The 16099-nt window shown below is 41.0% G+C and carries 16 protein-coding genes and 2 other annotated features; of the genes, 15 read left to right on the plus strand and 1 reads right to left on the minus strand.

Annotation, left to right across the window (positions count from 1 at the left end):
• Positions 1–93: 93 nt before the first annotated feature.
• The 12 genes from polA to CSV60_RS06915 all read left to right on the plus strand — a co-directional run bounded on the left by polA (position 94) and on the right by CSV60_RS06915 (position 12776).
• Positions 94–2718 (plus strand): DNA polymerase I, encoded by a 2625-nt coding sequence (gene polA, locus CSV60_RS06860; protein WP_099636449.1) that lies wholly within the window; start codon positions 94–96, stop codon positions 2716–2718.
• A 9-nt stretch (positions 2719–2727) separates the two neighbouring features.
• Complete coding sequence (gene mutM, locus CSV60_RS06865; protein WP_099629666.1) at positions 2728–3600, plus strand: bifunctional DNA-formamidopyrimidine glycosylase/DNA-(apurinic or apyrimidinic site) lyase; 873 nt, start codon at positions 2728–2730, stop codon at positions 3598–3600.
• A gap of 12 nt (positions 3601–3612) precedes the next feature.
• Positions 3613–4212 (plus strand): dephospho-CoA kinase, encoded by a 600-nt coding sequence (coaE, locus tag CSV60_RS06870; protein ID WP_099629667.1) that lies wholly within the window; start codon positions 3613–3615, stop codon positions 4210–4212.
• Between the two features lie 122 nt (positions 4213–4334).
• Positions 4335–5357, plus strand: coding sequence for a glyceraldehyde-3-phosphate dehydrogenase (locus CSV60_RS06875; protein WP_099636450.1), 1023 nt, complete (start codon positions 4335–4337; stop codon positions 5355–5357).
• Positions 5358–5473: 116 nt separating this feature from the next.
• A complete protein-coding gene (gene nrdR / locus CSV60_RS06880; RefSeq protein WP_099629669.1) occupies positions 5474–5944 on the plus strand; it encodes a transcriptional regulator NrdR in 471 nt (156 codons plus the stop codon).
• A 32-nt stretch (positions 5945–5976) separates the two neighbouring features.
• The gene (locus CSV60_RS06885; RefSeq protein ID WP_099636451.1) at positions 5977–7335 is read left to right on the plus strand and encodes a replication initiation and membrane attachment family protein; all 1359 of its coding nucleotides are present in this window, start codon (positions 5977–5979) and stop codon (positions 7333–7335) included.
• A gap of 1 nt (position 7336) precedes the next feature.
• Positions 7337–8278: a primosomal protein DnaI gene (dnaI, locus tag CSV60_RS06890; protein WP_099629671.1), complete on the plus strand. Its 942-nt coding sequence runs from the start codon at positions 7337–7339 to the stop codon at positions 8276–8278.
• 103 nt (positions 8279–8381) lie between these two features.
• Positions 8382–8612, plus strand: a binding site (T-box leader).
• A gap of 46 nt (positions 8613–8658) precedes the next feature.
• A complete protein-coding gene (gene thrS / locus CSV60_RS06895; protein ID WP_099629672.1) occupies positions 8659–10593 on the plus strand; it encodes a threonine--tRNA ligase in 1935 nt (644 codons plus the stop codon).
• 429 nt (positions 10594–11022) lie between these two features.
• Positions 11023–11169, plus strand: a sequence feature (ribosomal protein L20 leader region).
• A gap of 53 nt (positions 11170–11222) precedes the next feature.
• Positions 11223–11777, plus strand: a complete 555-nt coding sequence (infC, locus tag CSV60_RS06900; protein ID WP_099629673.1) for a translation initiation factor IF-3 — start codon at positions 11223–11225, stop codon at positions 11775–11777.
• Between the two features lie 26 nt (positions 11778–11803).
• On the plus strand, positions 11804–12004 hold the full coding sequence (gene rpmI, locus CSV60_RS06905; RefSeq protein WP_099629674.1) for a 50S ribosomal protein L35: 201 nt from the start codon (positions 11804–11806) through the stop codon (positions 12002–12004).
• Between the two features lie 42 nt (positions 12005–12046).
• Entirely contained in the window at positions 12047–12406 is a 360-nt protein-coding gene (gene rplT, locus CSV60_RS06910; protein ID WP_085131190.1) for a 50S ribosomal protein L20, read from the plus strand.
• Between the two features lie 79 nt (positions 12407–12485).
• Positions 12486–12776, plus strand: coding sequence for a DUF1294 domain-containing protein (locus tag CSV60_RS06915; protein WP_099636452.1), 291 nt, complete (start codon positions 12486–12488; stop codon positions 12774–12776).
• 41 nt (positions 12777–12817) lie between these two features.
• Here the strand turns inward: CSV60_RS06915 and CSV60_RS06920 are convergent, their stop codons facing one another.
• A complete protein-coding gene (locus CSV60_RS06920; protein ID WP_099629676.1) occupies positions 12818–13198 on the minus strand; it encodes a sigma-w pathway protein ysdB in 381 nt (126 codons plus the stop codon).
• Positions 13199–13291: 93 nt separating this feature from the next.
• Here CSV60_RS06920 and CSV60_RS06925 point away from each other — a divergent pair, with 93 nt between their 5' ends.
• From CSV60_RS06925 to CSV60_RS06935, 3 genes are all read left to right on the plus strand, one after another.
• Positions 13292–13777: a dUTP diphosphatase gene (locus CSV60_RS06925; protein WP_099636453.1), complete on the plus strand. Its 486-nt coding sequence runs from the start codon at positions 13292–13294 to the stop codon at positions 13775–13777.
• A gap of 122 nt (positions 13778–13899) precedes the next feature.
• Positions 13900–14388, plus strand: a complete 489-nt coding sequence (locus CSV60_RS06930) for a helix-turn-helix domain-containing protein (protein ID WP_051210452.1) — start codon at positions 13900–13902, stop codon at positions 14386–14388.
• A gap of 722 nt (positions 14389–15110) precedes the next feature.
• Positions 15111–16094 (plus strand): zinc-binding dehydrogenase, encoded by a 984-nt coding sequence (locus tag CSV60_RS06935; RefSeq protein ID WP_099636454.1) that lies wholly within the window; start codon positions 15111–15113, stop codon positions 16092–16094.
• The last annotated feature ends 5 nt before the right edge of the window (positions 16095–16099 follow it).

A 16099-nucleotide genomic window follows, 5' to 3' on the forward strand; every position in this document is an offset into this window, starting at 1 on the left:
GTACGTCATTTTCATTCGAGTTGCCAAACGTGGTAAACTAGATGAAAATGACGTTTTTTTTATAGTGACGAACATAAAGGAGTGGGATGGATTTTGACGAAAAAGAAAGTCGTCTTATTGGATGGAAATAGCTTAGCCTATCGTGCGTTTTTCGCTTTACCGTTATTAACGAATGAAAAAGGGGTTCATACAAACGCGGTATATGGTTTTACTATGATGTTAGAGACCATCTTAGCGAATGAAAAACCGACGCATGTGATCGTAGCGTGGGATGCAGGAAAAACTACATTCCGTCACAGTACGTATACAGAATACAAAGGTGGACGGCAAAAAACACCGCCTGAGCTTTCGGAACAGTTCCCGTATATTCGTAAACTAATTGAAGCATTCGGCATCACGCAGTATGAACTCGATCTATATGAAGCGGACGACATTATCGGGACATTGAGCAGAGAATGCAGTGATGCAGAAGCGGAAGTTGTCATCATTTCTGGAGATAAAGATTTAACGCAACTGGCAAATGATCAGACGACGGTATGCATAACAAGAAAAGGCATTACCGATCTTGAAAAATACACGCCTGCGCATATCGAAGAAAAATATGGTCTTGCGCCATCGCAGATCATCGATATGAAAGGATTGATGGGCGATGCGTCCGACAATATCCCAGGCGTACCTGGGATTGGCGAAAAAACTGCCATCAAATTATTGAAGGAATACGGTTCTGTAGAGGAAGTCTATGAATCGATAGAGCAAATCACTGCAAAGAAAATGAAAGAAAACCTCGTGAATAATAAAGATCAAGCGTTCATGAGTAAAGAACTCGCGACAATTGAAGTACACGCACCGATTACTGTGTCATTGAATGATATGGACTTTGTCGGACGAAACGAAGAAGAAGTAATACAACTATATAAAGAATTACAATTTAAATCATTGCTTGAAAAGATGGATGTATCTACCGAGGTTCAACCACTGGAAGAAATTAACGTTCACACCGTGGAAGAGATTACTTCTGAAATGCTGACGGATACGATGTCTCTGCATGTCGAGATTGACGGTGATAATTATTTATCTCAAGATATTTTGGGTATCGGTCTTTCAGATGACACCGATACGTATTTCATTTCTACTGAATTAGCGACTACATCGGATCTCTTTAAGAACTGGATTGCAGACCAGACAACACGTAAATTAGTTTCCGATTCCAAATCAGCTTATGCAGCGATTGCGCGCCTTGGCATGGAACTAAATGGTGCAGAATTCGATCTCATGCTGGCGGCATACATCGTCAATCCTTCATTCTCGACGAATGAAGTCTCCGAAATCGCACGTTCATTTGGCTACCATGGTGTAGAAAGTGATGAAGTGGTCTACGGTAAAGGGGCAAAACGAACTATACCGGCATCTGAACAACTTGCCAATCATACTGCGAGAAAAGCACATGCGGTGTGGGAGCTGTATCCAGTTGTCACAAAACAGTTGGAAGACAATGAACAGCAAGACTTGTTCCATGACCTCGAATTACCGTTAGCAAAGATACTCGGAAAAATGGAAGTAACCGGTGTGAAAACGGACGTGGATGTGCTAAAGACGATTGGTGAGCAGTTATCGGAACGTCTGGCGGTAATTGAAAAGACGATTTATGAAATGGCTGGCGAGAAATTCAATATTAATTCCCCTAAACAGCTCGGTGTCATTTTATTTGAGAAAATCGGATTGACTCCTATCAAGAAAACGAAGACGGGTTACTCGACAGCTGCGGACGTGCTAGAGAAGCTCGAAAGTGAACATGAAATCATTCAACATATTTTACTATACAGGCAGCTTGGTAAATTAAATTCAACCTATATTGAAGGTCTCACAAAAGAAATTCACGAAGATGGAAAGATTCATACACGATTCCAGCAGGCTTTAACACAGACGGGAAGATTGAGCTCGATCAATCCGAACTTGCAAAATATCCCAATTCGTTTGGAAGAAGGGCGCAAAATTCGTGCAGCTTTCATTCCATCTGAAACAGATTGGATTATGTTTGCGGCTGACTATTCACAAATTGAACTGCGTGTACTTGCACATATTTCGCAAGATGAAAAATTAATTGAAGCATTCCGCGAAGGTGCGGACATTCATACGAAAACTGCAATGGACGTTTTTGGTGTGAAAGAAGAGGATGTCGATAGCAATATGCGTCGCGCAGCAAAAGCTGTCAACTTTGGTATCGTCTATGGCATCAGTGATTATGGATTATCACAAAGTTTAAACATTACCCGTAAAGAAGCAGGGACGTTTATCGATACGTATCTAGCAAGCTTCCCGGGCGTCAAACAGTATATGGATGATAGTATTACCGACGCTAAGCTAAAAGGCTATGTGACGACACTATTGAAACGTAGACGTTATTTACCGGATATCACGAGTTCGAATTTCAACTTGCGAGGTTTTGCGGAGCGTACGGCGATGAATACACCAATTCAAGGAACGGCAGCAGACATCATTAAACAAGCGATGATCGATATGGATGCCAGACTTGAAAAAGAAAATATGCAAGCGCGTATGTTACTGCAAGTGCATGATGAATTGATATTTGAAGCGCCGATGGAAGAGCTAGAGAAATTAAAAGAAATCGTACCGGAAGTGATGGAACAAACCATTCAACTCGACGTTCCGTTGAAGGTCGATTGGAATTATGGCAAGTCTTGGTACGAAACAAAGTGAGTGATATACATGCCAGAACTACCGGAAGTAGAAGGAGTGGTGCGTGATCTCGCACCGCTCGTGGAAGGGCGTACGGTTAAGCAACTTTCTGTATCGGATACCGTGGTCATTTCTAAAACAGCTGGAAAAGAAACGATTATCAAAGGTAAATCTGTAGACGACTTTCTTCACGGCATGGAGCACATGCAAATTGAGAAAATTGTGCGTCGCAGTAAATATATTTATTTTTATTTAGTGAAGGAAAACCAACCATACCTACTCGTCAGCCATCTTGGCATGACGGGTGCATGGTTTGTCGTGAACTCTCTTGATGAAATTACAGAAGACAAGTTTCGGAAACATGCACATGTCTTTTTAGAAATGGAAGATGGCGGATTACTAGTCTACTCGGATATACGAAGATTCGGCGAAATGCGTCTACTGCAGACGGAAGAAGATTTCCCTCCTTTGTTAGAGATGGCACCCGAACCTTTTTCTGAAGAAGCGCTGGACCATTTTTTATCGATGGCAGAAACTCCGAAATATAAAAGAAAACCTATTAAAGAAGTGATCATGGATGGAAAAGTCATTTCGGGATGCGGCAATATTTACGCTACGGAAGCGCTGTTTCATATGAAAATTCATCCGGGTCGTACAGCGGAACGGATTAGCAGGAAGCGTAAAATCTTATTGTTTGAAGAGATTGTACGCGTTTTGCAAGAAAGTATCGACGCGGGGGGCAGTACAATATCCGATTACCGTTCAGTTAACGGCAATGCGGGAACGATGCAAGATCGACTGCATATGTACGGTAAAAAAACATGTGTAACATGCGATACACCGACAAAAAGTAAGCAGATTGCGGGCAGAACCTCTGTCTATTGTCCAGCATGCCAAAAATAAGGAGTGGTGAACGTGATTATCGGATTGACGGGAAGTATTGCAAGCGGGAAAAGTACTGTAGCCAATATGTTGCGTGAAAAAGGTTACCCTATTGTCGATGCGGATGTCATCGCGAGGGAAGTTGTTGAGCCAGGTAGCCCATTGCTTGATAAAATTCAACGGACTTTCGGTAAAGAAGTGTTACGCGAAGATGGCACATTAAATCGCGAACAGCTCGGGGCCATAATTTTTGGTAATCAAAAGAAACGGCAACAGTTAAATGAATTAATGCACCCTGCAATCAGGGGGCGAATGGTCAATCAGAAAGAAGACTATTTAACTCAAGGCTATCAAACCGTCATTATGGACATCCCGTTACTTTTTGAAAGTAGACTGCAGGATTATGTAGAAAAGATTATCGTCGTTTCGGTCACGAAGCAAATTCAAAAGCAAAGACTGATGGCTCGCAACGAATGGACAGAAGCAGAAGCGGATGCCAGAATCGCATCGCAGTTGGATATGGATAGCAAAGAACAAGGTGCTGACGCGGTTATATACAATAACGAGACACTAGATGAAACGGAAAAACAGTTGGATGCAATCCTCGAAAATTGGCAAGCTGTGCCAAGATAATGGCTGTAGGGAATTAATTTGTGAATTTAATGTGTAATAGTGTTGGCATAAGGATAAAATATGTTATACTAATGAACGATTAAAGATATAAAGTATAACATACATGCAGGAGGATCCCTTTAATGACTACAAAAATTGCAATTAACGGACTTGGCCGTATTGGACGGATGGTATTCCGCCAGATTATCAAAGAAGATGATGTTAATCTTGTTGCTGTCAATGCGACATATCCCGCTGAAACAATTGCACATCTCTTGAAATATGACTCAACACACGGAGTTTTCGATGGTGAAATCGTAGCAGAAGAAAAAGCAATAATTGTCGATGGCAAACGTGTACAATTAATTTCTGAGCGTGACCCTTCGAAATTACCTTGGAAAGAACTGGGTGTAGATATTGTTATAGAATCAACAGGCGTATTCAACTCCCGTGAGAAAGCAGCACTTCATTTGGAATCCGGAGCAAAGAAAGTAATTTTAACAGCTCCAGGTAAAAATGAAGACGTAACAGTTGTCATCGGAGTAAATGACGACAAATTAGACGTCACCAAACATAGTGTAATTTCTAATGCTAGTTGTACGACAAATTGTTTAGCGCCCGTTGCAAAAGTATTGAATGATGAATTTGGTATTGTAAACGGCTTGATGACAACAGTACATGCCTATACGAATGATCAGAAGAACCTAGACAACCCACATAAAGATTTGCGTCGCGCGCGTTCTTGCGGAGAGTCCATCATTCCTACTTCAACAGGTGCTGCAAAAGCTTTATCACTTGTACTCCCTGAACTTGAAGGGAAGATTCATGGTCTAGCATTACGTATCCCGACACCGAACGTATCCCTTGTGGACCTGGTGGTGGACGTAGAAAAAGATGTGACGGTTGAAGAAGTGAACAATGCGTTCCGTAAAGCTGCAGAAGGCCCGATGAAAGGCATTCTTCGCTTTACTACAGAACCACTTGTATCGATCGACTTCAATACGACAACAGAATCTGCAACACTTGACGGACTTTCTACTATCGTCATGGGCGATCGTAAAATCAAAGTACTTGCATGGTATGATAATGAATGGGGTTATTCAGCACGTGTTGTGCAATTGGCGAAAAAAGTCGCTTCTGCATTAACTGACAAAGTAACTTCTTAATGAATGAATCGGCACTTCATCTTACAGGATGAAGTGCTTTTCTATGTCCGTTTGTTGTTGTATGGATAGTTTCTGTTATAATGAAAAGTACTAATGAATATGCGGAGGAACTAACTATGTTATGTCCAGCTTGTCACTACAACGGAACACGTGTAATTGATTCACGGCCCGCGGAAGAAAATCGCTCCATTCGACGAAGACGTGAATGCGAAAAATGCAGTTTTCGTTTCACGACATTTGAAAAAGTGGAGCATTCTCCGTTAGTTGTCGTAAAGAAAGATAAGACGCGAGAAGAATTCAGCGGTGAGAAGTTGCTGAGAGGATTAATTCGCGCTTGTGAAAAACGCGCGGTACCGATCGAGCAATTAAAAGATATCGTGGCGTCTATCGAAAAAGAACTAAGAAGCTCAGGAAATGTCGAAATAGATTCCGAACAAGTGGGAGAAATGGTGATGGAACGATTAGTGGATGTGGATGAAGTTGCCTATGTACGATTTGCATCTGTCTACCGCCACTACAAAGACATCACAATCTTCATAGACGAGTTGCAACAATTGCAAAACAGGAAAGATGAAGAACAAGAGTAAGTTGTAATCTAGAAGGGGAGGCGATTGTTAAAATGCTTTATACAGAGTTGCAGCCTGTCGATTCCTTCGTAGTAAAGTTAGCACATCCTTTTTCTGAATATGATCGGCAGATGCTAACGCTTTTTTATCAGCCACTGATCGGTCCCGAAGCGGTCAGTCTGTTTATGACACTGTGGACAGATGCGGAAAGCAGAGAACCGCAAGAACATACCCACTATTATTTGATGAATATGTCTTCTTTCCCACTTCAAACCATTTTTGAAGCGAGGATTTCGTTAGAAGCTATTGGGTTATTACGTACGTATAAGAAAAAACAAGAAATAGATAAGCGGTCTTTCCTCTACGAACTATTACCGCCGCTCGATGCACCTTCTTTCTTCAATGATCCGCTTCTATCAACGTTTTTGTTCAGTAAAATCGGAGAGCAACCTTATCGTCAGTTGCGTGGTCGGTTTTTAGAGGAGCCTATTGCGAAAGAGGAGTATCAGGATATATCACGGACATTTTTAGATGTCTATACACCTGCAAGAGGCGATCAAGCGATGGAATTGACTGCCGGAATGCAATTTCAAGGAAAAAGTGAACCGCCTGGCATACCGTTTTACGTATTAAATTTTAATTTCGATTTATTTTATAACGGACTATCCGATCAAATGATCCCTAAAGCTTCGTTACGCACTATTTCTCAGGAAATGATTGCGATGCTGGCTTTCTTGTATTCACTCAGTCCACTTGATATGCAAAAGGTCGTAATGATTGCAATGGATGAAAACCACCAGCTGACAGAAGAAAAAGTCCGTAAGGCAGCTGCGGAATTTTATAAGATGAATACGTCCAAGCAACCACCAAAATTACAGTCGGTATTTACACAACCGATCGTCGATGAAATGCCTAAAGAGAATATGAGCCGTGACGAAGAATTGCTATTCTATTTGGAACATACACCACCAAAAGAGATGTTACGTAAAGTAAGCAAAAAAGAACCATTCCTTGTAGATATTCAACTTGCTGAACGATTAATCAATCTGCATAAATTCCCGGTAGGTGTCGTCAATGTCTTGCTACAATATGTAATGCTACGTAATGATGGAAAAATCACTAGTAGTTTTGTGGAACGCATTGCTTCACATTGGGCGAATAAACAAGTAAATGATGCGAAAACGGCTTTGAAGTTATCAAGAGAAGAACATGATCAATACATGAAATGGCTTAAAGAAGGCAAGCAATCAACGCCTAGAAGCCGAAAGCCAACCAGGGAAGAAAAAGTTCCAGAATGGTTTTCAAAGCGCGATAAAAAGAAGAAATCCGAAAAACCTGATGACTTCAATGTAGAGGAAGAACGCCAGAAGTTATTGAAAGAATTGGGGATTCAAGAATCAGAGGTGAAATAATATGGAACGAATTGGGGATGCGATGAAACGCGTAGTGAATGCTCCTTCGTTAGCTCAGAAATACGACGAGCTTCGAACAGAAGTGATGGAAGACCCGGCTGTACAAAAATTTATTAGCGATCATTCCGATGAAGTCAATACAGAAGTGGTCAACCGCAGTCTAGGTAAATTATATGAATTTACATCGGCTTCACACGCATGTGAGCGCTGTCCAAATCTTGAAGGGTGTATCAATGTCATGAAAGGCTTTGAGCCGAAACTAGTCATAGCCCAGCGCCTGATTGATATTGATTACGTAGTCTGTCCTACTAAGCAGTTGGCAGATGAACGTAGAAACATCTCGAAAATGGTGAACAGTATGTACATGCCTAAAGAAGTGATGGAAGCACGCCTATCTGACGTGAACTTTCTCTCAGAAGATAGTCGCGTGATCGTCATGCGCGCGGCTAAAGACTTCCTGAATCAAATTGAGTCTACTGGTAAGGTCCCCGAAAGAGGCTTCTATTTATTCGGTAACTTCGGTATTGGAAAATCATTTATTTTAGGCGCGCTGGCGAATGAATTGGCAACTAGACGTATACAGACTGTTGTTGTATATGTGCCAGAGTTCCTGCGTGAAATGAAGCAATCTATCCAAAACCAAACATTGGACGAAAAAATAGAGTTTGTAAAAAGGGCTCCTGTTTTGATGCTGGATGATATTGGGGCAGAAACGATGTCAACGTGGACACGCGATGAAGTGCTAGGCACGATTTTACAGTACCGTATGGCGGAAAAACTACCTGTATTCTTCACATCCAATTTTGATTATAATGAATTGGAACATCACCTTACAACGAGTCAGCGCGGGGAAAAAGAACCTATTAAAGCTGCACGAATTATGGAGAGAATTCGTATGGTTAGCCAACCATTCAAACTGGGTGGGGAAAACTGGCGGGATTAATCTTTCTTCATAAACTTGCTTTGTTGAAAGAATGAATAAATTACACTTGCAATTATGCTCAAACTTTTCTATACTATTACACAGTTCAACATTCATAACATGTTAAAATGCATCGAAGAGGACAATGATTTATTTTTCACCTTTCCAGAGAACAGGGGCATGGCTGAAACCCTTGTAGGCAGAAGATAAATTTACCACCTCCGAGCAGCATCAGTGAAATCTAGTAGCTGGTGACGGTAACGGCCCGTTAGCCGATCGAAAGCTTCGGTCTTTTCGTGTTTTTGCGAATAGAAGGAAGAAGGGTGGAACCACGAGCTCAAGCCTCGTCCCTTTAGGGATGAGGCTTTTTTGCGTTCAAAAAAAGAAAGGGAGTCATACACATGCCAGAAAATATTCATTTAACATTTCCAGATGGTGCAGTAAAAGAATTCGAGGATGGCGTAACAACAGATGAAATTGCGGGCTCCATCAGTCCCGGATTGCGTAAGAGCGCATTGGCGGGAAAAATTGGAGATCAGCTGATCGATTTGAAATCACCAATTCATACAGATGGAGATATTAGTATCATTACTCCAACGTCAGATGAAGCATTGGAAATTCTGCGCCATAGTACGGCTCACCTTTTGGCACAAGCCGTCAAACGCAAATTCCCGGATGCGAAACTAGGAATAGGACCTACTATCGAAAATGGATTCTATTATGATATCGATTCGCCTACACCGATCACTGCAGAAGACTTACCCGAATTAGAAAAGGAAATGAAACGCATCATTGGCGAAAACTTGCCGATCATTCGTCACGATGTATCCCGTGCTGAAGCCGAAAAACGTTTCAAAGAAATTGACGATGAATACAAATTGGAACTTCTTGAAGCCATTCCTGAAGATCAACAAGTATCTATCTATGAACAAGGTGAATTTTTCGACTTATGCCGTGGTATTCACGTCCCATCTACAGGTAAACTGAAAGAATTTAAACTGTTAAGCATTGCAGGCGCTTATTGGAGAGGGAACTCCGATAACAAAATGCTTCAACGTATCTACGGAACAGCTTTCTTCAAAAAAGACGAGCTGAAAGAACACTTGCGCATGCTTGAAGAAGCGAAAGAACGGGATCACCGTAAAATCGGTAAAGAACTGAATCTCTTCACGAATTCACAAAAAGTTGGACAAGGTCTTCCACTATGGTTGCCTAAAGGCGCTACTATTCGACGCGTAGTAGAACGTTATATTGTAGATAAAGAAGAAAGACTAGGCTATCAGCACGTCTATACTCCAGTACTTGGAAGTGTAGAACTCTACAAAACTTCAGGTCACTGGGATCACTATCAAGATGGCATGTTCCCAACAATGAGTATGGATAACGAAGATCTCGTTTTACGTCCAATGAACTGTCCTCACCACATGATGATTTATAAAAATGGCATTCATTCGTATCGTAACTTGCCACTTCGTTTGGCGGAACTTGGCACGATGCACCGTTATGAAATGTCCGGTGCACTTTCAGGTCTTCAACGTGTTCGCGGTATGACATTGAATGATGCACATATCTTCGTGCGTCCTGATCAGATTAAAGAAGAGTTTAAACGTGTCGTTAGGTTGATCATTGAAGTATATAAAGACTTTAATATTAAAGATTATTCATTCCGTCTATCGTATCGTGATCCTGAAGATACAACGAAATATTTTGATGACGATGAAATGTGGGAACGTGCACAAACTATGTTAAAAGAAGCGATGGATGAGTTGGAGCTTCCGTATACAGAAGAAGAAGGCGAGGCAGCATTCTACGGTCCAAAATTAGATGTACAAGTAAAAACGGCGATTGGAATGGAAGAAACTCTTTCCACTGCACAACTTGACTTCCTATTACCTGAGCGCTTTGATCTGACGTATATCGGTGAAGATGGTAAGCAACATCGTCCAGTCGTCATCCATAGAGGTGTCGTGTCAACGATGGAACGTTTTGTTGCCTTCTTAATTGAAGAATACAAAGGAGCTTTTCCAACATGGTTAGCACCGATTCAAGTAGAACTCATCCCAGTATCGCCTGACGTTCACTTTGATTATGCAGAGGAAATCAAAGAGAAATTGGCATTGGCTGGGTTCCGAGTAGACGTGGACAGCCGTGACGAAAAGATTGGTTATAAAATCCGCGAAGCACAAGTGCAAAAGGTTCCGTACATGCTTGTACTAGGCGACCGTGAAATGGAAGCTGGCGAAGTCAATGTTCGTAAATACGGCGAACAGAAATCTGAAAGCATGTCATTCGACGCATTCCTTGCGCTAATCAAAGAAGATGTGAAGAAGGATTAAGGATCAAGATGAAGTCGATAGATTGAATGAAGACAAGGCATTGCGGATTGTCGTTTCGGTAAGACGCTTTTTCTTGAGCCCGTGCCGAACAGATCCGTCGGAAGTTTACGCCTTCTGTTCAATCAACTACTTTATTGAACTGTAACTAATTACGTTAAGTATTCCCACTAACTAAACGAAGGTGTCTTACAAGCGGTTGGCGATACATGCAGGAGCCAGCCGCAGACACCGAAGTGGATGTTAAATCGTTTTTCATTCAACTTTTCTAAAACAGAAAAATAATAGTTGCAATAGTTTCCATAACGCGCTATACTTAAAAAGTTGAATTAATTCAAACATAACTTGTGCATCCGACAATAGGATATGCAGAGTTGTTGACACTAGATACTAGAGATGATATTATTAATAAGGTTAACTGAATACAGTTTGTGGTATAAGAAGAGGCTACCCGCTTCTCACCTGTTCGACGCAATGAAGTTGTTGCCAGGTTAGCACAATAAGTTTATATCTATGTGTACTAGCATAGTATACTTACGCGGGTAGACAAATCATATTTGTCTACTTTTTTTATTTTGTAAAATGGATAGACCTATGGGACTTTGCAGTCGGAATTTCCGATATACCAAAACATGTATTCACGAGACAATATTCGGAGGTGGATTACTATTAGCAAAGACATGTACGTAAATGATGGTATCAGAGCACGTGAGTTGCGATTAATCGATCACAACGGCGAACAACTCGGTATCAAAACACGTAATGAAGCTTTAGAAATTGCTGCTCAAGCAAACCTGGACTTAGTTCTTGTTGCTCCACAAGCGAAGCCCCCAGTAGCTCGTGTTATGGACCATGGAAAGTTCAAGTTCGAACAGCAAAAGAAAGAGCGTGAAGTACGTAAGAATCAAAAGATCATCAACGTAAAAGAAGTACGACTTAGCCCTACAATCGATGAGCATGATTTCCAAACGAAACTTCGTAACGGAATCAAGTTCTTGGAAAATGGGGATAAGGTGAAAGCTTCGATTCGTTTCCGCGGCCGTGCAATTACGCACAAAGAAATTGGCCAACGAGTTCTTGATCGCTTTGCAGAAGCTTGCAAAGAAGTTGCAACTGTTGAAGTTAAACCAAAAATGGAAGGTCGGAGCATGTTCTTAATACTTGCCCCACTTGCCGAAAAACAGTAACACGAACAATTTAGGAGGAACAGAACATGCCAAAAATGAAAACTCACCGCGGTTCCGCGAAACGTTTCAAAAGAACTGGAACTGGTAAATTAAAACGTGGCCGTGCTTACACAAGTCACCTATTTGCTAACAAATCTACGAAGGCTAAGCGTCACTTACGTAAGTCTTCACTAGTTTCTTCAGGCGATTACAAGCGTATTCGCGAAATGCTCACATACATGAAGTAAGACCGAACACACACTTAAAGGATAAGCAGGAGGTAATGCACTATGCCACGCGTAAAAGGTGGAACAGTAACGCGCAAGCGTCATAAAAAGGTATTGAAATTAGCAAAAGGATATTTTGGTTCAAAACATAGACTTTATAAGGTAGCAAACCAACAGGTAATGAAATCTTATAACTATGCTTACCGTGACCGTCGTAACAAAAAACGTGATTTCCGTAGACTATGGATTACACGTATCAACGCGGCTGCTCGTGTGAATGGTATTTCATACAGCACATTAATGCACGGCTTGAAAGTAGCTGGCATCGATGTTAACCGTAAGATGCTTGCAGAACTTGCAGTGACAGATGCATCAGCATTTGCACAACTTGCAGAGACAGCAAAAAAATCTGTAGCAAAATAAGATGAACCAAAATCCACTTTCGTTTTCATTCTTATATGGAAATGAAGGTGGATTTTTTTCGTATGGAGGAATGGCTGAAATGGCACAAACTCTATTGATTTATATGGTCATCCTGTCACTCTGGGCGTTTTTGGCGATGGGGTATGATAAAAGACAAGCTAAAAAGAAGAGGCAACGTGTACCAGAACGAAATCTATGGTTATTGGCACTGCTTGGTGGTGGAGTAGGTGCGTACGTTGGCATGCAATACTTTCATCACAAAACGAGAAAGACCCATTTCCGTATTGGATTTCTGCTTCTGATGATGATTGACATAGTGCTGCTACTAGCGATATATGGTGTGAAATTCCCAACAACCGTTACATTTTGATATAAAAAAGGAAATAGCTTTTCTTAGCTATTTCCATCCAATCAAGACTTCATTAATTGTTCAATTGGGTTCTTCCAATTGATTTCAGCATGGGGATAATTCGTTCGTACTTCGGATTCAAGAAAATGAAAATCCTCTTTTGTCATACCTTGCAATTTTGCTTCATTTTTTACCCAAATGAAAATGGAAACAACATCAAAAGAATCAGACGTGGTGCCTAGATATTTCTCACCTTCAAACATCGCACCTTTATACGTAATAAAGAAGTTTTTACGGATATTTTTCACATCGTCATAAAAATAATATTGTTCTTTTTCATAAGCTTCATCCAGCTTTCGCTTAGCATCTGTCAAATAGCGAATGCCGGCATAAAACAAATAAATAACCAATGCTATAATGAAGACGCGGATCAATAAAATCATGAAATCAGCTCCTGCAAACGATATAGTACTGTACTATACGGATGAGTATGGGAAAAGGTTTCATTTACTAGCGAAATGGTGGAGGGAATTTAATTGAAATTACATCAACTATTTGAAATGCAAAGAGCGCTCGATACATATATTCAAAAAAATCATCAAACGAATGAAACATTTACTGAAAGAGGTCTGGCATTATTAGTCGAACTTTCTGAGTTGGCTAACGAAACGCGTTGTTTTAAATTCTGGAGCACGAAAGGTCCTTCAACTGACAGCGTTATTTTAGAAGAGTATGTGGATTCTATTCATTTCTTATTATCTTTAGGAATTGAAAAAGGCTTTGATGGATTGGAAGAATGGCCGGCAAGTGATACGAAAGATCAAAATTTGACACAGCAGTTTATTCAAACAGGTCAATCTATTTATGCATTCTTGGATTCATTAGCATTTGAAGATTATAAAAAAATCTGGGTGAACTACGGAGCGCTTGCGAATACGCTCGGTTTTACTGAAGAACAAATTATACAAGCATACATAGATAAAAATGAAGAAAACTACGCACGTCAAAGAAGTGGATACTGAGCGATATCATTAGCTTCACTGCCATTTTAACTATAGTAAAAGTTTCATAAATAAATAAATTGACAAAAAGACTGTTTTGATAATAAAATTAATACACTATAGGTCATACAGGGGGTATTTCGTTGAACGAATGGAGTAAGGATGATTTTGGACTGCGTTTAAAGGCACTGAGAGAACGTCGAGGACTATCGATGATGGCATTTGGAGCAGCAATTGGCACATCAGCTAGTCGAATTAAAGATTGGGAGCGCGGTAAGAACGCACCATCAGCTGCATGGATCGCTAAAATTTCAGAGCGTTTTTCTGTTTCTACCGATGAATTGATTATGGGTGAGGTAACATTTACTCCGTATTTCAAAGCGACAGGTAATACAGTAGAATCACTTTATGATCGTCTTCGTGAAACGATGAATGTCGAATCCTCTGGTAAATGGCCAACAGAAATTGATGAGCTATATGCAGAAATCGATGCAGTGAATAAAGAGAAGTATCGTAGCGGAAAAGGACGTCGATCAGCTGAGAAAGAGCTGATGGAGTTGGCTATCCGTCTTCCTAAGAAAGATGTACTAGAATTGCTCGAGCTCGCTAAATATAAAAGACGCACGCTATAACACGATGTCCCTGGAAGTGATTATACTTCGAGGGACATCGTTTTTTTATTAGAAATCTTAAATTAAAATCGGAAAAGCTGGATAAGTTAGTAGAGAGTAGGAGGGGATTGAAACTCCAGCTGGCGGACGCTTCCCATGGGCCGAGCGGTGGGCTCACCAATTCGAAAGCTCCATCTGATTGTCTCACCTGTCGGGCTTGATCCCCCCTGAGTCGCCTCAACTTCCAATTTAATCCTGCCTAAATAGATGTAGATCATTTACTGGCATTAGAGTGGTTATTGTTGTAGTCTTTGAACTTATTCTTAGTTTAAGTGCAGCTTCAGTTCAGTACTATTTACTATTCAGACTTTAATGCTCAACAAAAAGTTACTACTATTTACTGTGCAGGGATTTTCGTTCCGAGCGGCGACTCCCGCGGGAATAGCAATTACTTCTGCGATTATAAGCGAAGCGTTATGAGCATGAGTCTTGAGACCCCGGATAGATGCCTTAATTTCTGCAAAGTAAACAGAAATACGGCAAAGCGAATCCTTCGCTGTTCGCTTGGCTCAAGCCATGCCCGCAGGAAAGCGTCCGCTCGGAACGGAAATCCCCTACCCTACACCATGTCAGTCACTTCTTATATTACAAAAGAATGAATAATCAAATAGCGTGAAATGTAGGAAAATAGAATGAAATACGTTATGATAGAGTCGTAGATAAACCCAAGGAGGATGAGTTGATTGAAAGCATTCGTTCATGAAAATGGTGAGCTCCACTATACAGATATCGCCGATCCCTCAGCTGGAAATGGTGAAGTAATTGTCGCATTGAAAACAGCAGGACTTAATCGACGTGATACTGCTATACCGAAACGACGTGGAGATGCTAAAGAACCATTGGTAATGGGATCAGACGGCGCAGGCACGATTGAATCAATCGGAGAAGGTGTAACCGGTTGGAACATAGGAGACGAAGTAATTATTAATCCATCCCTTCGATGGTTCGAAGAAAGCGATGCGCCTCCAGTTGAGTTTGATATTTTAGGTATGCCGGATCATGGCACGTTTGCTGAGAAGATTTGCATATCTTCAGAACAGCTAGAGAAAAAGCCATCACATCTCACATGGAATGAATCTGCAGTTATCGCCCTAGCCGGACTTACAGGTTATCGTGCACTAGTGACGAGGGGTCGTATAGAAGAAGGGCAAACCGTCTTTATTCCTGGAGCAGGAAGTGGAGTCGCGACCTATATGATTCAATTTGCAAAGAAAATGGGAGCGCGTGTCATCGTGTCCTCAAGAAGTGAAGAAAAAAGAAATCACGCAATGAAAATCGGTGCAGATATAGCGATTGATACGAATAGTGATTGGCCAACAGAACTACAAGATGAACGTGTGGATCTTGTGATTGAGAGTGTGGGAAGGGCAACATTCAATCGTTCTCTTGAAATTCTAAAAAAAGGTGGTCGGATCGTAGTATTTGGTGCAACGACAGAAGATACCGTCGAACTGAACTTACGTGAATTCTTTTACGGTCAGTATTCGTTACTTGGCACTACGATGGGAAGTCGTGAAGAATTACGCGATATGTTAGCGTTAGTTGAAGAGCATCAAATCCATCCTGTTATTGATTCAGTGATTCCTCTTGAAAATGCAAGTGAGGCATTTACTAGGCTGGATGACAGTGTACAATTCGGTAAAATCGTTTTAGCCATTTCAAAATAAACCAT

Source organism: Sporosarcina sp. P7 (assembly GCF_002743425.1).
GTDB lineage: Bacteria > Bacillota > Bacilli > Bacillales_A > Planococcaceae > Sporosarcina.